We start from the raw sequence: 14,984 nt of genomic DNA, 5'->3' as shown, positions 1-14,984 counted from the left end.
ATTGGCTTTTTATCTTTTTTTAGCCAGCAAACTAAAAGCCAATAAAAGAAAAAAAGCATCTCGTTAGAGGTGCTTTTTTTCATAATTAAATTACAACAAGATGTGGAAAGTAAAGGGAGGCATCTTCCGTTTGCTGCTTTTGGTCACAAGCCGAATCTTTTTAGCGAGAATATTGAAATATCAAATTGACTTTGCCCTTCTAAAGCCATTTGGCTTAATACTTCTCCCATCACGCTGCCGAATTTAAAGCCATGCCCAGAAAAGCCGCAGGCAAAGATGACATGGTTGTTTTCCGGGTGGTAGTCAACGATAAAATCGTGGTCACTTGAGTTTGTGTATAAACAAGTTTTCCCTTGATTGAGCTTCCCGTTGGCGCCAGGCATGTAGGTTTCAAGCACGCGCCTCAAGTCGCCTTCATCGGTTTCATACAATCCAAAGTTCTGCGTATGCGAGTTCGGATCAATCGCTTGCCCGCCATCGGATTTTCCGATTTTCAAGCCGGCGCCGTTCAGGCTAGGAAACCCATAAGCTTTTTTATCAGTGTCTTCTACAAAAAAGGCCGGAAAGTTAGCAGCGTCATATAATTCAGAAGGTGCTTCAAACCAAGCAACGGCTTTACGGGTTGGCTGAATTGGAAGGTTTAAATCCGGCAATAATTTTGCTGCCCATGCCCCTGCAGTGACAATTACTTTCTTGGCATAATATGTCGTGGTTTCGGTCGAAATTTTGACACCCTGCTCGTCATTCACGTCGATGTGCTTCACGGGTGTATTCGTCACAAGATTTGCGCCATTTTTAAGAGCCGTTTCCTTGTATGCCTGAATTGCAGTCTCGCTGTAAATGATTCCAGATCCTGCTTCGAAGCACCCGATGAAATGATCCGGAACTGAAAACCCAGGCCATCTTTCTTTGATCTCCTCACCAGTTAACAGCTCGAGTGGAAGCTCATACTTTTGAGCAGCAGCAATTGTTTCCTGGAGAAAAGGGGAGTCTTTTGGGCCGAGGCCCAGAACTCCGGTTTTTTCAAAGATTTTATAGCCTGTCTGCTTTTCAAGTTCCTCCCATAATTGCTGGGCACGCTTCACCAATGTAACGTATTGTCTGCCTTCACCGTACGCATGCCGGATGAGGCGGGTGTCCCCGTGATGGCTCCCATTAATGTGGGGCGGGTCAAAGGCATCGATTAATAAAGTGCTTACTTTTTGTTGTGCCAAAAAGGCGCCGGCAGCCATTCCCATTGTTCCGGCACCAATTATTGCTACATCAAAAACAGTGGCTTTTGTCATTTTTCTTTCGCTCCGCTCTTCTGTGAAATTGGGTCGGTTTAAAAGCTAACAGCCCTGGATAAAGTAAAATTCGATGTTATTTGTAAAGAGCTCTCCAAAATTTGAAGTATTATTAGATAGTATTTAACATTTGAATTGTTGTCAATTCTTCATAGCGCGCTTTTTAATATACGAAATGAACTTCCTTAAAAAGCTTAAGAAGGCATAAAACCTTGCCTTTTCACTCTAATCTTCAAATTTTCATTAAAATTCTTTGTATAAATTCGGAGTAAAAGAAAAATGTATTTGACAGGAGAGGCAATGTAAAATACTATCTTTAATATGTAAAAAAATTAAATAACTTATCAAGAGAGACCGAGGGACAGGCCCGATGACGTCCAGCAACCATCATTTTTATGAGAGGTGCTAATTCCTGCAGAGTGTTTACTCTGAGAGATAAGATGTAGATTAAAACCTATTTCGTATCGGAATAGGTTTTTTTGTATACAAAAAACACTGCCGCTGTTTTATTTCTTACAGCGAAAGGAGAAGAGTTACCGGATTCAAACTGGCGACAGGCATGGGTCTCTGGAAATTGGTTCATCTGCACAATGAATTGAAGCAGCGCAGGCTTTACTGTTGTTTAATTAGCAAAAGATGCATCATTGCTTTTGGCACGGAATTGACTTGTGACTCTCTGTAAAACAAAGGAGTTTTTAAAATGAAAAGAAAACATTACTTAGCCGGATCTCTGTTTTTATTATTAGGTGTAAGTGGGGCATTAAGCGGGTGTTCATCAAAAGAAGCAGCAACAAGTGCCACTGGAGACCAAGTGATTCTGGTAGGGACACAAAACGATTATCCTCCTTTTGCTTTTGCAGACGATAACAACGAACTGACAGGGTATGATGTTGAAGTTGTAAAAGAAATCGACGAGAAATTGGATGGTTATACATTCGAGTTTGTTGCTGTTCCTTGGGACAGTATGTTTCTTGCACTGGAATCAAATAAAATTCAGGCCATAGCCGATCAAGTAGCGAAAACGCCAGAACGCCAGGAAAAATACTTGTTCACCGATGAATCGTATTTTGCTTCCCAGACGGTGATTGCCGTGGAAAAAGGAAGAGAAGACATTCAAACAATAGAGGATTTGGAAGGCAAGAAGGTCGGAGCTCTAGCTGGAGATTCTTACACATTGCTTTTGGAAGAATACAACAAAAAAGCGGCGCAGCCGATTGACCTGAAATACAGCGAAAGCGGAAACCCTTCTGAGATTTTGCAAGATGTGCAGAATGGCCGTATAGATGCCTATGTAAACGACCCGATCATGATCAACGCGGTTTTGGAAAAAAATGATCTGGGTGTGGAAGTTGTGGGCCAGCCTTTGGTCAATGATGACATGGGCATTGTACTGAAACAGGAAGAGGAAGGCGAAAAGTTAAAGGCTTTGATCGACCCTGTTCTGGAAGAACTCAAACAAGATGGCACGTTGGCCGAGTTGTCGGAAAAATGGACCGGCGGAGAATACATCCCTGAATAGGTTTGTGGAAGGGAAGAGAATATGGAAAATTTACTGGATATCAATTTTTTAATAGAAAGTATTCCTGCTATTATTTCGCGGCTGCCCATTACGATCGGGATTGCTGTAGGCTCGCTGATTTTGAGTTTGTTTATCGGGGTGATTACGGCACTCATCAAAATATATAGGGTTCCGGTATTAAGGGTAATTTCGTCTATTTACGTATCATTTATCAGGGGAACCCCTTTGTTGGTGCAGATCTATCTTGTGTTTTATGGAATACCTAAAATTATTTATTATTTGCAGATCCAATATGGCTGGCTTCAATCGGCGGATGTTAATAGCATTCCCCCAGAGGTCTATGCGTTGGTGGCGTTTTCTGTGAATCTGGGGGCTTATTTGTCCGAGACAATCAGGTCTGCAATTGAATCGGTTGACCGTGGGCAATTCGAAGCCGCTAAATCAATCGGGATGACCCCTGCTCAAATGATGCTCCAAATCATTTTTCCGCAGGCTTTGGCCGTGGCCATACCCAACCTTGGAAATATGTTTATCAGCACGATCAAGGACACTTCTCTTGTTTTCATTATTGGTGTTATAGATATTATGGGACAAGCCAAAATTCTCGGTTCCCGCGGGTTGGCATTTTTTGAAGTGTATATCGGGGTATCGATTGTCTACTGGATTCTTTGTATTGTAGTAGAGCGATTGTTGGTACTAATTGAGAAGCGGGCTCGCAGATATGAAAGAGGGATTGCTTCATGATTAAATTGGAAAACATCCATAAGTATTACGGCAGCCAGCATGTGCTGAAAGGGATCGGCCTAACCGTCAATAAAGGCGAAGTCGTTTCGATTTTAGGGCCGAGCGGTTCAGGCAAATCCACTCTTTTGCGCTGCATTAATTTCTTGGAGCAGCCGACACGCGGAATCGTTGAAATTGGCGATAAAAGAGTGGATGCTGAATCAGCAAGCAAAGCAGATATCGTTACTTTAAGAAATTCAACAGGAATGGTCTTTCAACAATACAACTTGTTTAAAAATTTTACCGTGCTGCAAAATGTGATGGTTGGGTTGACCAGTGTGAAGCGAGTCCATAAGGTTGAAGCAAAAAAGAAGAGCTTGGAAATTCTCGAAAGAGTCGGCTTAACGAACCGGTTAAGCCACTATCCGGCACAACTATCAGGCGGGCAGCAGCAACGAGTGGGAATTGCCCGGGCGCTTGCACTCAATCCGGAAGTTCTACTGTTTGATGAACCGACATCTTCCTTGGATCCAGAACTAGTCGATGAAGTTTTAACAACGATCAAAAAGGTGGCAAGCGAAGGGAATACGATGCTTATTGTTACACATGAACTGAATTTTGCTCGTGAAATCTCCGATCGCGTCATTTTCATGGAAGATGGTGTGATTATTGAAGAGGGAACACCTGAGCAAATTTTTAATCATCCTAAAGCTGAGAGAACCAAACAATTTTTAGGCAAAGCAATCAGAACCAAATAAAAGATGGCGAAACAAGTTTGGCCAGTGGAAGGATGGTTTAGAGTGAACCCTATACAGGAAATTTTAACGGACTATCCTATTCTGATTCTGGACGGTGCGATGGCGACAGAACTCGAGAATTATGGATGCAATTTAAATGATCGCCTATGGTCAGCAAAAATCGTAATGGAGAAGCCGGAATTGATAAAGCAAGTCCATCTCGATTATTTTCATGCCGGTGCAGATTGTGCAATCACGGCAAGCTACCAGGCGACAATTGAAGGGTATAAAGAAAGAGGATTGACTGAGGAAGAAGCAATCGCCTTGATCAAAAAGTCTGTCCGGCTTGCATCAGAGGCCCGCGACGAGTTTTGGACGAACTTGAATGACAAGTCCGGCAGGCCGAAGCCGTTAGTCGCCGCCTCTGTCGGACCGTATGGCGCTTTTCTATCGGACGGCTCTGAATATCGCGGGAATTATTCTTTGACCGAAGATGAATTGGTTGCCTTTCATAAAGACCGGATTAGGGTATTGGTGGAAGCGGGGGCGGATCTTCTCGCGTGTGAGACGCTTCCTTGCCTGGCGGAAGCGAAAGCGATCCTAAAGGTACTCGAGGAGTTTCCAGGGGTTTGTGCTTGGTTCAGCTTTAGTGCAAAGGATGGCTTCCACATAAGTGATGGAGAAAAGATTTCCGTCTGTGCTGAATGGCTGGATGGAGAAGAGCAAGCTGCCGCAATTGGCATCAATTGTTCAGCACCGCAATTTATAGAGTCGTTAATTAACGAGATAAAAAGCCGATCTTCAAAACCGATCATTGTTTATCCCAATTCAGGTGAACAATACGATCCGACGAGCAAAACGTGGAACGAAGAGCTTGCGGCGAATCCGTTTTCCGCTAGCACACAACGCTGGCATGAAGCTGGCGCCCAAATTATCGGAGGCTGTTGCAGAACCACTCCTGAGGATATTGCGGCCATTACGGGATGGGCCCGGAAAACGGTATGAAGACAGCGCAGATGCCCTTGTAAGGAGTTATAGCAGGCAGCTGTGTTTAAAATGAGGTAGGCATTATCCCAAGAAGAGCATAAAAATGTGGAATACGAAATGGAGCGCCTCGAGAATATGCCAAAACACTCAATATAGAAGTGAAGGATCCAACGGAACTTCTTGATGAATTGTTTAGAAATACTTTGCAGGAAGTATATTAGAGCCTTTGAAAAATTTCCTTCTCACTTCTTTTTGCAATCCAGAAATAACGAAAGTGGAAATTTCCACTTTCGTTATTTTTTTCTTGTATTTTTTTATGATTTATCTATTCGTTTATTGAATAGATCTAAGGGCAATAATTCCTATAGAATGATATTCTTGTGTCAAAGGCAAGTTAAGATAGGCAGTAAAGCTGTATGGAATGCAAGCGCACGAAAGGGGAGTCAAAAATGATCAGTGAGGCGGATTTGAAGCATTTGCGGCGTTGTGTGGAATTGGCGGAGACGGCTTTAGAGAAAGGGGACGAGCCGTTCGGGTCTGTCCTTGTGTCAGCTGCCGGAGAAGTGCTTTTTGAAGACCATAATCACGTGGCAGGCGGTGACCATACACAGCATCCGGAGTTTGCGATCGCACGGTGGGCGGCAAACAATATGGCACTTGAAGAAAGAAGCAAGGCGACGGTTTATACATCCGGGGAACATTGCCCGATGTGTTCGGCGGCTCACGGTTGGGCCGGTTTGGGGCGAATCGTGTATGCAAGTTCATCGGAGCAGTTGGCCGGGTGGCTAAGTGAAATGGGCGTTGCGCCGTCGCGCGTTCGGAACCTGGCCATCGAAGATGTGATCAAGGATGCGGTCGTAGATGGCCCTGTCCCTGAACTGGCGGAACAGGTTCGTGAGCTCCATCGCAGGTTGCATGCAACGGGCCGTTAAACCTAACAAATGGGAAATGCAGCTGTCCAACTAAACGAATTAGGAGATATGTCGATGAACGAAATCATTCAACAGAAGCTATTGGAAATCGAAAAGAAACACGAAGTAAAAATTTTATATGCAGTGGAATCTGGAAGCCGGGCATGGGGCTTTCCATCAAAAGACAGCGATTACGATGTCCGGTTTATTTATATTCATTCACCCGAATGGTATCTGTCGATCGATCCGCAGGGAATCAGGGAAAAACGGGATGTGATTGAAGAGCCGATAAATGATTTGCTCGACATCAGCGGCTGGGAAGTCACCAAAGCGCTGCGCCTTTTCAGGAAAAATAATCCGCCGCTATTGGAATGGCTAAGAAGCGAAATCGTCTATTATCAAAAATACGGGTTTGTCGATAACATGCGGTCATTGGAATCCGATGTGTTTTATCCAAATTCGATGCTTTATCATTATTTGAATATGGCTAAGAAAAACTATCGTGAATACCTCCAGGGTCCTGAAGTGAAGATCAAAAAGTATTTTTATGTGCTTCGGCCGATATTGGCTTGCAAGTGGATCGAGAAATATAACGGGGCGCCCCCTATCAGCTTCCAGGAGTTATTGGAAGACATCGTTCCTGAAAGCGAATTGAAAAATGAAGTTAATCAGCTGTTGAGACGGAAATTGGCTGGGGATGAGTTTGATATCGAGCCCCGTATAGATGTCATCAACAATTTTGTGGAATACGAGATGGAACGACTCGAAGAATATGCCAAATCGCTGAACATTGCAGTGAAGGATCCTACGGAAATGCTGGATCGATTGTTCAGGGATACGCTGCAAGAAGTATATTAAATTCTTTAAAAAACCTTTTCTCTTCGAGATCATCTTCGAACGCAAAGAGAATTCAAGCCTATTAGAAAATAGACGGAGGTACTCCATGGAATTATGGGATTTATATGACATAAACCGCAAGAAAACCGGCCAGACATGGGTGCGCGGGGAAATGATGCAGCCTGGCGACTACCATTTGGTGGTCCATGTGTGCATTTTCAATTCGGATGGAGAGATGCTCATTCAACAAAGGCAGCCTTTTAAAGAAGGATGGCCGAATATGTGGGATCTGACTGTAGGAGGGAGTGCAACGGCCGGGGATACAAGCCAAACTGCCGCGCAGCGGGAGTTGTATGAAGAGATTGGTATGGATTTGGACTTCCAGCAATTTAGGCCTCACTTAACGATAAACTTTGAAAGAGGCTTTGATGACATTTATTTGATTGAAAAAGATGTGCCGTTACATACCCTCACGCTACAGTATGATGAAGTGCAGAACGTGAAATGGGCAAGCAGGGAAGAAATTTTAGCCATGATCCGCAATGGCGAATTTATCTCGTATTATGAGAGCCTGATTCACTTGCTGTTTGATAACCGAAAGCAGCGCGGCTCTATTCGAGAATTATAAAATGGAAAAGGATCTTCGATTAGAAGATCCTTTTTTAGGTTATCGAGCGCGACTAAAACAATTAAACTAAAACGAACTTAACTAGAAACTTTTAGACGGGGTTAACCGTAAGTAAAGGCAGTTACTCTCAGTTGTATGGAGAAATTAGCATAGATTCAAAGGAGGCGGAGTATGACATACCTTTACGTAAAGCAGAAATTATTCAGTTTGAGCGAAAAATTTACGGTGAAAGACCAGCACGAGAACGATGTGTATTCTGTGGAAGGCAGTTTTATGCAGATTCCAAAAACTTTTTCCATCAAGGACGCAGCAAGAAGCGAGGTTGCGCTCATAACGAAAAAGACGTTTAGTTTCTTGCCGAAGTTCTTTGTTGAGGTGAATGGCCAAGAGGTGTTGACGATTGAAAAGGAGTTTTCATTCGTCAAGGCGCGTTATAAGATTGATGCGGCCGGCATCGAGGTGCTCGGGAATTGGTGGGATATGGATTTTCAAGTATTGCAGCATGGAAAAGTTGTGGGGCAAGTGAGCAAGAAATGGTTCACGTGGGGGGACAGTTACCAAGTTGAAATAGTGGACAAAAGGATGGAAGCCCTCGTCGTTGCGCTTGTTGTCGCAATTGATTGTGTAAAGGCTGACCAAGCGACCGCAGCTGCAACCTGAGCCGCAAACTTCATCTGTTTTTCAGCAGAAAAAGCACACATGAAAAAGGAGGGGGCCATAAATGGGCTCCTTCCTTTTTCAATAATCGAGCAAGCGGCCGTTGTCGTTCCACTGGCCGTACATCTTGTTTTCTTTTGTGTTTTTGATGAATTTCTCCAATCGCTTATAGAACAGCTCAGGGTCATGTTTGTAGCTTTGAATCGTATCGATTCGGATCCTCTTATAAAGTTCGGGAAAGCGGAGGAAGTTTTGGTATACTTGGGCATCTTCTTTCAGGCGCGCTTCAATGTCTTTGTCGATGGCGAACGATTCGGGGCGCATATCAGGGAGAATCCGCAGCCCTTCTTCTTTCATCAAGCCTAATTTGGCTAGCCTTCGCACTCTTTCTTTATTCAATTCGGTCCAGTTGCTTTTTTTCTTTCTTGGAGAAAATCTTTGGGCCACTTTGGTCTCTGATATTTTCTTCGTTGTGCCATCAATCCAGCCAAAGCATAACGCTTCCTCAACGGCATCTAAATAGCGGATGGCTCCTGCCTGTTCAGTCCTACTGATCAGCACCCAACAAAACTTTTCGATAGTTGAGTGTTCCTCAAGCCAATTCCTGAATTCCTGCCTGGTCTTCACTTCGATCAGATTCTCAATCTCCATTTTGAACAGATCCTTTCCGAAATGAATGTTTTCTGTGGGATGCTTGTTTAAAGGATTTATTAGAAAGCCTAAATTTCGAATGGAACGCCTCTCTCGTTTATTTTCCTTTGTATTCAAACGAGTGGATATGGGTCTTGGATAAATCAATTACTTCTTTTATAAATACTTCTTGTGATTCTTTGAAACCGGTTTTAATCCAATTCTGAACAAGTCCGTAAAAGCCGTAGGCCGTATATAGCTTAAAATATTCCATGTTTACCGGGATGTCGTTAATTGTTCTGAATACAAATTGTTCCTTATAAATTTTTAAGATGGCTTGCGGGAATCTGGTATGTAGTTCTGGCAAGGTGTCAGTGAAATTAATAAGCTCAAAAAAAATTCGGTGCTTGTATATGTAAGAAACAATGCTGAAGGATGGAGCGAGCAGATTTGCCGTGTATATTTTTTGTCCAGGTATGTATGGCTGACCTACGGAATCTTCCAACCCTTCGAGCATAGAATCGAGTAAATCTTCAGCTAAGTCCATTTTATCCCGGTAATGGATATAAAACGTACTGCGATTATAGGAGGAGCGGCTTACAATGTCTTTTATAGTAACAGTATGGTACCCCTTCTCTTTGATAAGCTCAATCAATGCGAGCTTTAGGTGTTCTTTTGTCCGGTTTCGTTGTTTAGAAGACGTGTTTTGTTCGTCATTCATTGAAAATCCCCCTTGAAATAGACAAATCGGCTCTGAATGTCTATTGCATAGACATTCAATAAAATCTTGATGATTGCAAAATGGGAACAACAAAGTAAAGTGAAATTGAGGACGACTTAGCACAAATTTTATTTTAGTATATTCGTCTAAGATAAGTATAATCGTGCTAGTTAAATTGATATAGGGGGAATCTCATTATGGGTAAATTACAAAACAAAGTAGCTGTAATTACAGGAGGAGCATCTGGTATCGGTGCAGCGACAGCACGTTTATTCGTTTCAGAAGGAGCGAAAGTGGTTCTTGTGGATCTGAATGAAGAAAAGGGAAAAGCTTTTGAAGAAGAATTGAAAGCGCTTAATGCCGAAGCGTTATTTATTAAAGCCAATATTACCAGCGAGGAAGAGGTAATCAATATCTTTAAAAAAGCGGTTGAAACTTTCGGGAATGTGGATGTTGTCTTCAACAATGCCGGTATCGGACGCGTTCACCCAACACATGACTTGGAGTACTCTGAATGGCGCAACACAGTGAATGTTGACCTGGACGGAGTGTTCCTGGTAGCTCGTGAAGCGATCCGTGAAATGCTAAAATCTGGCGGAGGTTCAATTATTAATACTGCCTCTATGTATGGTTGGGTCGGTTCTCCTGGATCAGCTGCCTATAACGCAGCAAAAGGCGGCGTTGTTAACTTAACGCGTTCTCTTGCACTTGAATACGCGGAGCAGAACATTCGCGTTAACGCATTATGCCCAGGATTCATCGATACCCCAATCATTCCGGAAGAAAGCAAACAAACGTTAGCTGCAATGACTCCGATGAAGCGCCTTGGCAAAGCGGAAGAAATGGCAAAAGCTGTCGTATTCATGGCCAGCGATGATTCTTCATTCATGACCGGGAACAGCATCATTGTTGACGGTGGTTACACGGCTCAATAAGTTGGACGTTCTGTCATAACAAAGAGCGAAATCTGCTGACGGCAAAAATTTTTAAGTCTGCTGCTAAAGAGGACTGAAAGAGAATTTATTATCCATGCATTTGAAGTATTAAAGAAGGATCTTCTAATTGAAGATCCTTCTTTATTTGTCTTTATTCGATAATTTCTGTATGGAAGCAAGTTTTCATATGGTTTACCATCGTGTCGCCGAGGTCAGTAAATGTAGCGACGCCTTTTGCATGAATAGCGGTTTTGAATCCTTCCGCATCCGCTCCAGCAACTGTAAGAAAATCACAAATATCTGTACATACGCCGACCGTATGAACCTTTTCTATGCCTAAATCCCGTAGCTTTTCAGCCAAACCTGTTTTAAAAAAGGCGTTGTAGTTAGGTTTAGGGGTGTAAACCAAATTTTCATGATCTTCGTTCTTTCTGAACCACTCGTGCAATTCTCCGTACAATTCTTGTCCTGTTGTACCTACTACGTTGTGGGGAGGCCATAATTCAAAGTGTGGATCATTTGGCTGGTGCGCATCCATTGCCACGACCACCACTTTTCCTTCTTCTAAAAACTGGTTAGCCGTATCAATGATATAAGGTACGATAACCTGCCCAGGCTTACCTACCGTCAATGTTCCATCATCCGCTACGAAATCGTTGCTCATATCTACAATCAACAAAGCTTCTTTTGCCATTTAATCCTCAGCTCCTATAAAATTTATTTTATATATTCTCTCTCTATTATTGCCTCTTTCACCTAAAAGTAACATAGATCTTAGAATGATAACGAGAGGACTTCTAAACTAAATCTTTAATGTCAGAACATTCCTGTTAATGCTATAGTTTTATTAAGGAGTGATAAATTTGGAACTAAAAGACGTTATACACGGACACAGATCGATACGCGAATACGAAGACAGGGAAGTAAGCCCAGAATTGCTGGATCAAATTCTTGAAGCCGGAATCCGCGCTTCTTCCAGCGGCAATATGCAGACCTATTCCATTGTCGTTACGACCGACAAAGAATTGAAGAAAAAATTGTACAACGCGCATATGGAACAATCCATGGTGGTGGATGCGCCTGTACTCGTAACGTTTTGCGCCGATTTCAACCGGATGAGAAAATGGCTTTCGCTCAACGACGCACCGGTGCATTTCGATAATTTCATGAGCTTGATGATCGGCACCATTGACGCTACGTTAGCCTCGCAAAACTGTGCATTAGCAGCGGAGAATGCGGGACTAGGGATTTGTTATATGGGCTCAACGCTTGCAAATTGCGACCAGATTGGCGAACTTCTAAACTTGCCGGAAAACGTCGTGCCGGTTGTCGGGTTTTCGCTAGGGTATCCTGCCGAAAATCCTGCTCCGCGTGACCGGTTGCCGCAACACGGGATTGTGCATTATGACAAGTACCAAGATTATTCCGAGGAAGAGATTTTAGAGATTTATAAAGAACGAAATGAAAAGGGATGGAATCGCTATATGGACGTTCCAAGGCTAAAGGAAATGACAGAGGAACTGGGATTAAAAAACCTCGCTCAAATCTACACGATAGCCAAATATACAAAGGAATCTCATATGGAGTTTTCACAAACGGTGCTGAACTATTTGGAGAAGCAGAATTTCATGAACAATGAATGATGGTTTCATTAACCAGCAACAAATGTGAAAAGCTGAATTTCAGAGTTTATTTGTGTACTAGAAAACGCTCCATGAAACGGAAGTGAGCGGAGATGAAGAGATTGCTTGGCTTGTTAATCGGTTCAATGCTTTTTTTAGCGGCTTGTGGAAACTACGAGGGAACGGTGATCGAGAAAACAGATTCAAGCTTTATATTGGAAGTGACTACGGATAATTCAAAAGCGGGATCACCAGTACACGAAAAAATTTATCTTATTGATCCCACCATATTCAGCGGAGCGGCAAGGTCGTTTGAGGAATTGAAAGAAGGCGACCGAGTCACTGTAGTGCCTGCCGAACTTTCGGAAGATTTTCCGTACATCCTTGCTTCAGAAGTAAATGTAGAGTGGAGACACCAAAGCGGTTTAGTTTTGGTGTTTTTGCTCGGCTTCAAATCGGCGAGACCCACTCGGACACAAGTCCTGAGCTAGTTCGGCCGAGCCCGCGAAAAGCACAGCCATTCTGCTGAATATCACTAAGGCAGCCATAATTTGTTTAACCACCATCAATTTTCAAATCAGAAACACCACCTTTGTCACGACAACCCCGACAAAGTTGATTTTCCTTGTTATTGAATCCGTTTACATTTCTAACCTATGATAAGGAAAGAAATTAAATATCTTTTTCTGAGAGGTGGTTCGTAATGGAACAATCACAAACAAAAGTTGCAATACAGAAGTTCGGGAATTTCCTGAGTTCGATGGTATTGCCGAATATTGGTGCTTTTATCGCCTGGGGTTTAATCACGGCGTTGTTTATTCCGACGGGGTTCTTCCCGAATGAGGGCTTTGGCTCATTAGTAGGGCCGATGGTTACATACATGTTGCCATTGCTTATAGGCTATACAGGAGGCCGGCTCATTCATGATCAGCGCGGCGGCGTAGTCGGTGCAATCGCCACGATGGGGGTTATAGTCGGCGCGCCTGATACGCCGATGTTCTTAGGGGCTATGATCATGGGGCCGCTTGGCGCTTATGTCATCAAGAAATTTGACCAGTTGATCGACGGGAAAATCAAGACAGGCTTTGAAATGCTTGTCAACAATTTCTCTGCTGGTATCCTCGGTGGGGCTCTTGCACTTCTTGCCTATATGGGCGTTGGCCCGGCAGTAGATGCGTTTACACAGACACTTGTTGCAGGTGTTGACTGGCTGGTTGAAGCGGGCTTATTGCCGCTGACAAGCATTCTGATCGAGCCTGCGAAAATCTTATTCCTTAACAATGCCATCAACCACGGTGTTTTGTCGCCGATCGGGTTGGAGCAAGTCCAGCAAGGCGGAAAATCAATCCTGTTTCTTTTGGAAGCAAACCCTGGACCGGGGCTTGGCGTACTGCTTGCGTTCATGCTGTTTGGAAAAGGCGTAGCAAAACAGTCGGCTCCGGGAGCGGCTATCATCCACTTCCTTGGGGGAATTCATGAAATCTACTTCCCATACGTGTTAATGAAGCCGATGCTTATCCTATCTGTCATCCTAGGCGGAATGAGCGGCGTCTTCACACTTACATTGCTTGGCGGCGGCTTGGTCGCACCAGCGTCTCCAGGAAGTATTTTGGCTATTGCAGCGGTAACGCCGCCTGAAGGAATGGCGTATCTGGCCAACTTCGCAGCAGTCCTTGTAGCAGCAACTGTTTCATTCCTGGTTTCTGCAGTGGTCCTGAAGTCAGGCAAACAAACAGAAGACGATATCGATGCAGCAACGAAGAAGATGGAACAAATGAAAGGCAAGAAAAGTTCTGTATCCACTGCATTAGCAGCAGGAACTGTATCAGCAAACGGCGCGTTTCCAGAGAATGTAAACAAAATCGTCTTTGCTTGTGACGCCGGTATGGGGTCAAGTGCGATGGGAGCTTCTCTCCTTCGCAAGAAAGTAAAAGAAGCTGATTTGGATGTGAAAGTTACCAATACAGCCATCAGCACACTTCCTGCCGATTCACAAATCATCATCACGCAGGAAAAATTGACGCCGCGTGCGCAAAACAAAATACCGGGTGCTTACCATATTTCGGTGGACAACTTCTTATCAAGCCCTGAATACGATAAGTTGATTGCAAGTTTGCAAAACGGCGTCACAGCTCAACAGGCGGAGCTTGTTGAAGATTCTCAGAAAGACGCTGTAGGCGTTGAACCTAAAATGGTCGAAGAAGACGACCTCTTGCTAGAAGAAAATATCTTCCTTAACCAGAGCTTCGCAACAAAAGAACAAGCCATCCGCTTTGCCGGGGATGCATTAGTGAAAGCTGGCTATGTCAAGCCTTCATACGTTGACGAAATGCTGAAACGCGAAGAAATCACCACTACCTACATGGGCAACAACGTCGCAATTCCGCATGGTACGGAAGAAGCTAAAAAAGCGGTTATCAAATCCGGCTTTACGGTTGTCCAAGTGCCGAACGGTGTAGATTTCGGCGGAGAAAGCGCGAAATTGATCTTCGGTATCGCAGGCAAGGACGGCACACATTTGGAAATCCTTTCTGGCATCGCAGTCATCTGCGCTGACCAAGAAAACGTCGACCAACTGGTGCAAGCAAAATCAGCCAAAGAACTGATGAGTATCCTCAATCGCAATTAAATACTACAATAGAAGGCAGGGAAACCTGCCTTTTTGGTTTATATAGGCTGAATTTAAAAATGATTTCTTGAAATCGCTTCGAGCGCTTTGGGAAAGGCTTAGAAATTTCTTGAGATCATAAGTGAACCGATGGAGTATTGCAATTTTACTGCTAGTTGGCTG

General features: G+C 43.6%; 16 protein-coding genes and 1 riboswitch. Of the genes, 12 read left to right on the top strand and 4 right to left on the bottom strand.

Features of this window, described 5'->3' with window-relative positions:
- Window positions 1–143 precede the first annotated feature (143 nt).
- Window positions 144–1,286 (bottom strand): N-methyl-L-tryptophan oxidase, encoded by a 1,143-nt coding sequence (solA, locus tag FQV28_RS17925; protein ID WP_146497887.1) that lies wholly within the window; start codon window positions 1,284–1,286, stop codon window positions 144–146.
- 338 nt (window positions 1,287–1,624) lie between these two features.
- Window positions 1,625–1,728: riboswitch (SAM riboswitch) on the top strand.
- A gap of 258 nt (window positions 1,729–1,986) precedes the next feature.
- On the opposite strand from solA, the gene FQV28_RS17920 reads away from it, so the two are divergent.
- The 8 genes from FQV28_RS17920 to FQV28_RS17885 all read left to right on the top strand — a co-directional run bounded on the left by FQV28_RS17920 (window position 1,987) and on the right by FQV28_RS17885 (window position 8,288).
- Window positions 1,987–2,805: a transporter substrate-binding domain-containing protein gene (locus tag FQV28_RS17920; protein WP_146497886.1), complete on the top strand. Its 819-nt coding sequence runs from the start codon at window positions 1,987–1,989 to the stop codon at window positions 2,803–2,805.
- Between the two features lie 21 nt (window positions 2,806–2,826).
- On the top strand, window positions 2,827–3,549 hold the full coding sequence (locus FQV28_RS17915; protein ID WP_146497885.1) for an amino acid ABC transporter permease: 723 nt from the start codon (window positions 2,827–2,829) through the stop codon (window positions 3,547–3,549).
- Window positions 3,546–4,286 carry an amino acid ABC transporter ATP-binding protein gene (locus tag FQV28_RS17910; RefSeq protein ID WP_146497884.1) on the top strand — a complete coding sequence of 247 codons (741 nt, stop codon included), beginning with the start codon at window positions 3,546–3,548 and terminating at the stop codon, window positions 4,284–4,286. The genes FQV28_RS17915 and FQV28_RS17910 overlap by 4 nt, the downstream gene beginning before the upstream one ends.
- Window positions 4,287–4,328: 42 nt before the next feature.
- A complete protein-coding gene (mmuM, locus tag FQV28_RS17905) occupies window positions 4,329–5,270 on the top strand; it encodes a homocysteine S-methyltransferase (protein ID WP_146497883.1) in 942 nt (313 codons plus the stop codon).
- Window positions 5,271–5,701: 431 nt separating this feature from the next.
- Window positions 5,702–6,184, top strand: coding sequence for a nucleoside deaminase (locus tag FQV28_RS17900; protein WP_146497882.1), 483 nt, complete (start codon window positions 5,702–5,704; stop codon window positions 6,182–6,184).
- 54 nt (window positions 6,185–6,238) lie between these two features.
- Window positions 6,239–7,021, top strand: a complete 783-nt coding sequence (locus tag FQV28_RS17895) for a nucleotidyltransferase domain-containing protein (RefSeq protein WP_146497881.1) — start codon at window positions 6,239–6,241, stop codon at window positions 7,019–7,021.
- Between the two features lie 85 nt (window positions 7,022–7,106).
- Window positions 7,107–7,628, top strand: coding sequence for an NUDIX hydrolase (locus tag FQV28_RS17890; protein WP_146497880.1), 522 nt, complete (start codon window positions 7,107–7,109; stop codon window positions 7,626–7,628).
- 171 nt (window positions 7,629–7,799) lie between these two features.
- Window positions 7,800–8,288: an LURP-one-related/scramblase family protein gene (locus tag FQV28_RS17885; protein WP_146497879.1), complete on the top strand. Its 489-nt coding sequence runs from the start codon at window positions 7,800–7,802 to the stop codon at window positions 8,286–8,288.
- A gap of 78 nt (window positions 8,289–8,366) precedes the next feature.
- Here FQV28_RS17885 and FQV28_RS17880 read toward each other — a convergent pair whose 3' ends face one another.
- On the bottom strand, window positions 8,367–8,936 hold the full coding sequence (locus tag FQV28_RS17880) for a YdeI/OmpD-associated family protein (protein ID WP_146497878.1): 570 nt from the start codon (window positions 8,934–8,936) through the stop codon (window positions 8,367–8,369).
- A 97-nt stretch (window positions 8,937–9,033) separates the two neighbouring features.
- Window positions 9,034–9,636 carry a TetR/AcrR family transcriptional regulator gene (locus FQV28_RS17875; protein ID WP_146497877.1) on the bottom strand — a complete coding sequence of 201 codons (603 nt, stop codon included), beginning with the start codon at window positions 9,634–9,636 and terminating at the stop codon, window positions 9,034–9,036.
- A 197-nt stretch (window positions 9,637–9,833) separates the two neighbouring features.
- On the opposite strand from FQV28_RS17875, the gene FQV28_RS17870 reads away from it, so the two are divergent.
- A complete protein-coding gene (locus FQV28_RS17870; protein WP_146497876.1) occupies window positions 9,834–10,571 on the top strand; it encodes an SDR family NAD(P)-dependent oxidoreductase in 738 nt (245 codons plus the stop codon).
- 151 nt (window positions 10,572–10,722) lie between these two features.
- On the opposite strand, the gene FQV28_RS17865 is transcribed toward FQV28_RS17870, so the two are convergent.
- Entirely contained in the window at window positions 10,723–11,265 is a 543-nt protein-coding gene (locus tag FQV28_RS17865; RefSeq protein WP_146497875.1) for a cysteine hydrolase family protein, read from the bottom strand.
- A gap of 169 nt (window positions 11,266–11,434) precedes the next feature.
- On the opposite strand from FQV28_RS17865, the gene FQV28_RS17860 reads away from it, so the two are divergent.
- From FQV28_RS17860 to FQV28_RS17850, 3 genes are all read left to right on the top strand, one after another.
- Window positions 11,435–12,214 (top strand): nitroreductase family protein, encoded by a 780-nt coding sequence (locus FQV28_RS17860; protein ID WP_146497874.1) that lies wholly within the window; start codon window positions 11,435–11,437, stop codon window positions 12,212–12,214.
- A gap of 92 nt (window positions 12,215–12,306) precedes the next feature.
- Window positions 12,307–12,684, top strand: coding sequence for a hypothetical protein (locus tag FQV28_RS17855; RefSeq protein WP_146497873.1), 378 nt, complete (start codon window positions 12,307–12,309; stop codon window positions 12,682–12,684).
- A 212-nt stretch (window positions 12,685–12,896) separates the two neighbouring features.
- Window positions 12,897–14,822, top strand: a complete 1,926-nt coding sequence (locus FQV28_RS17850; protein ID WP_146497872.1) for a PTS mannitol transporter subunit IICBA — start codon at window positions 12,897–12,899, stop codon at window positions 14,820–14,822.
- Window positions 14,823–14,984 lie beyond the last annotated feature (162 nt).

It is taken from the genome of Planomicrobium sp. CPCC 101079 (assembly GCF_007859275.1).
GTDB lineage: Bacteria > Bacillota > Bacilli > Bacillales_A > Planococcaceae > Planococcus.
Note: the sequence above shows the minus strand (reverse complement) of the source record. Positions and strands in the feature narration are given on the sequence as shown.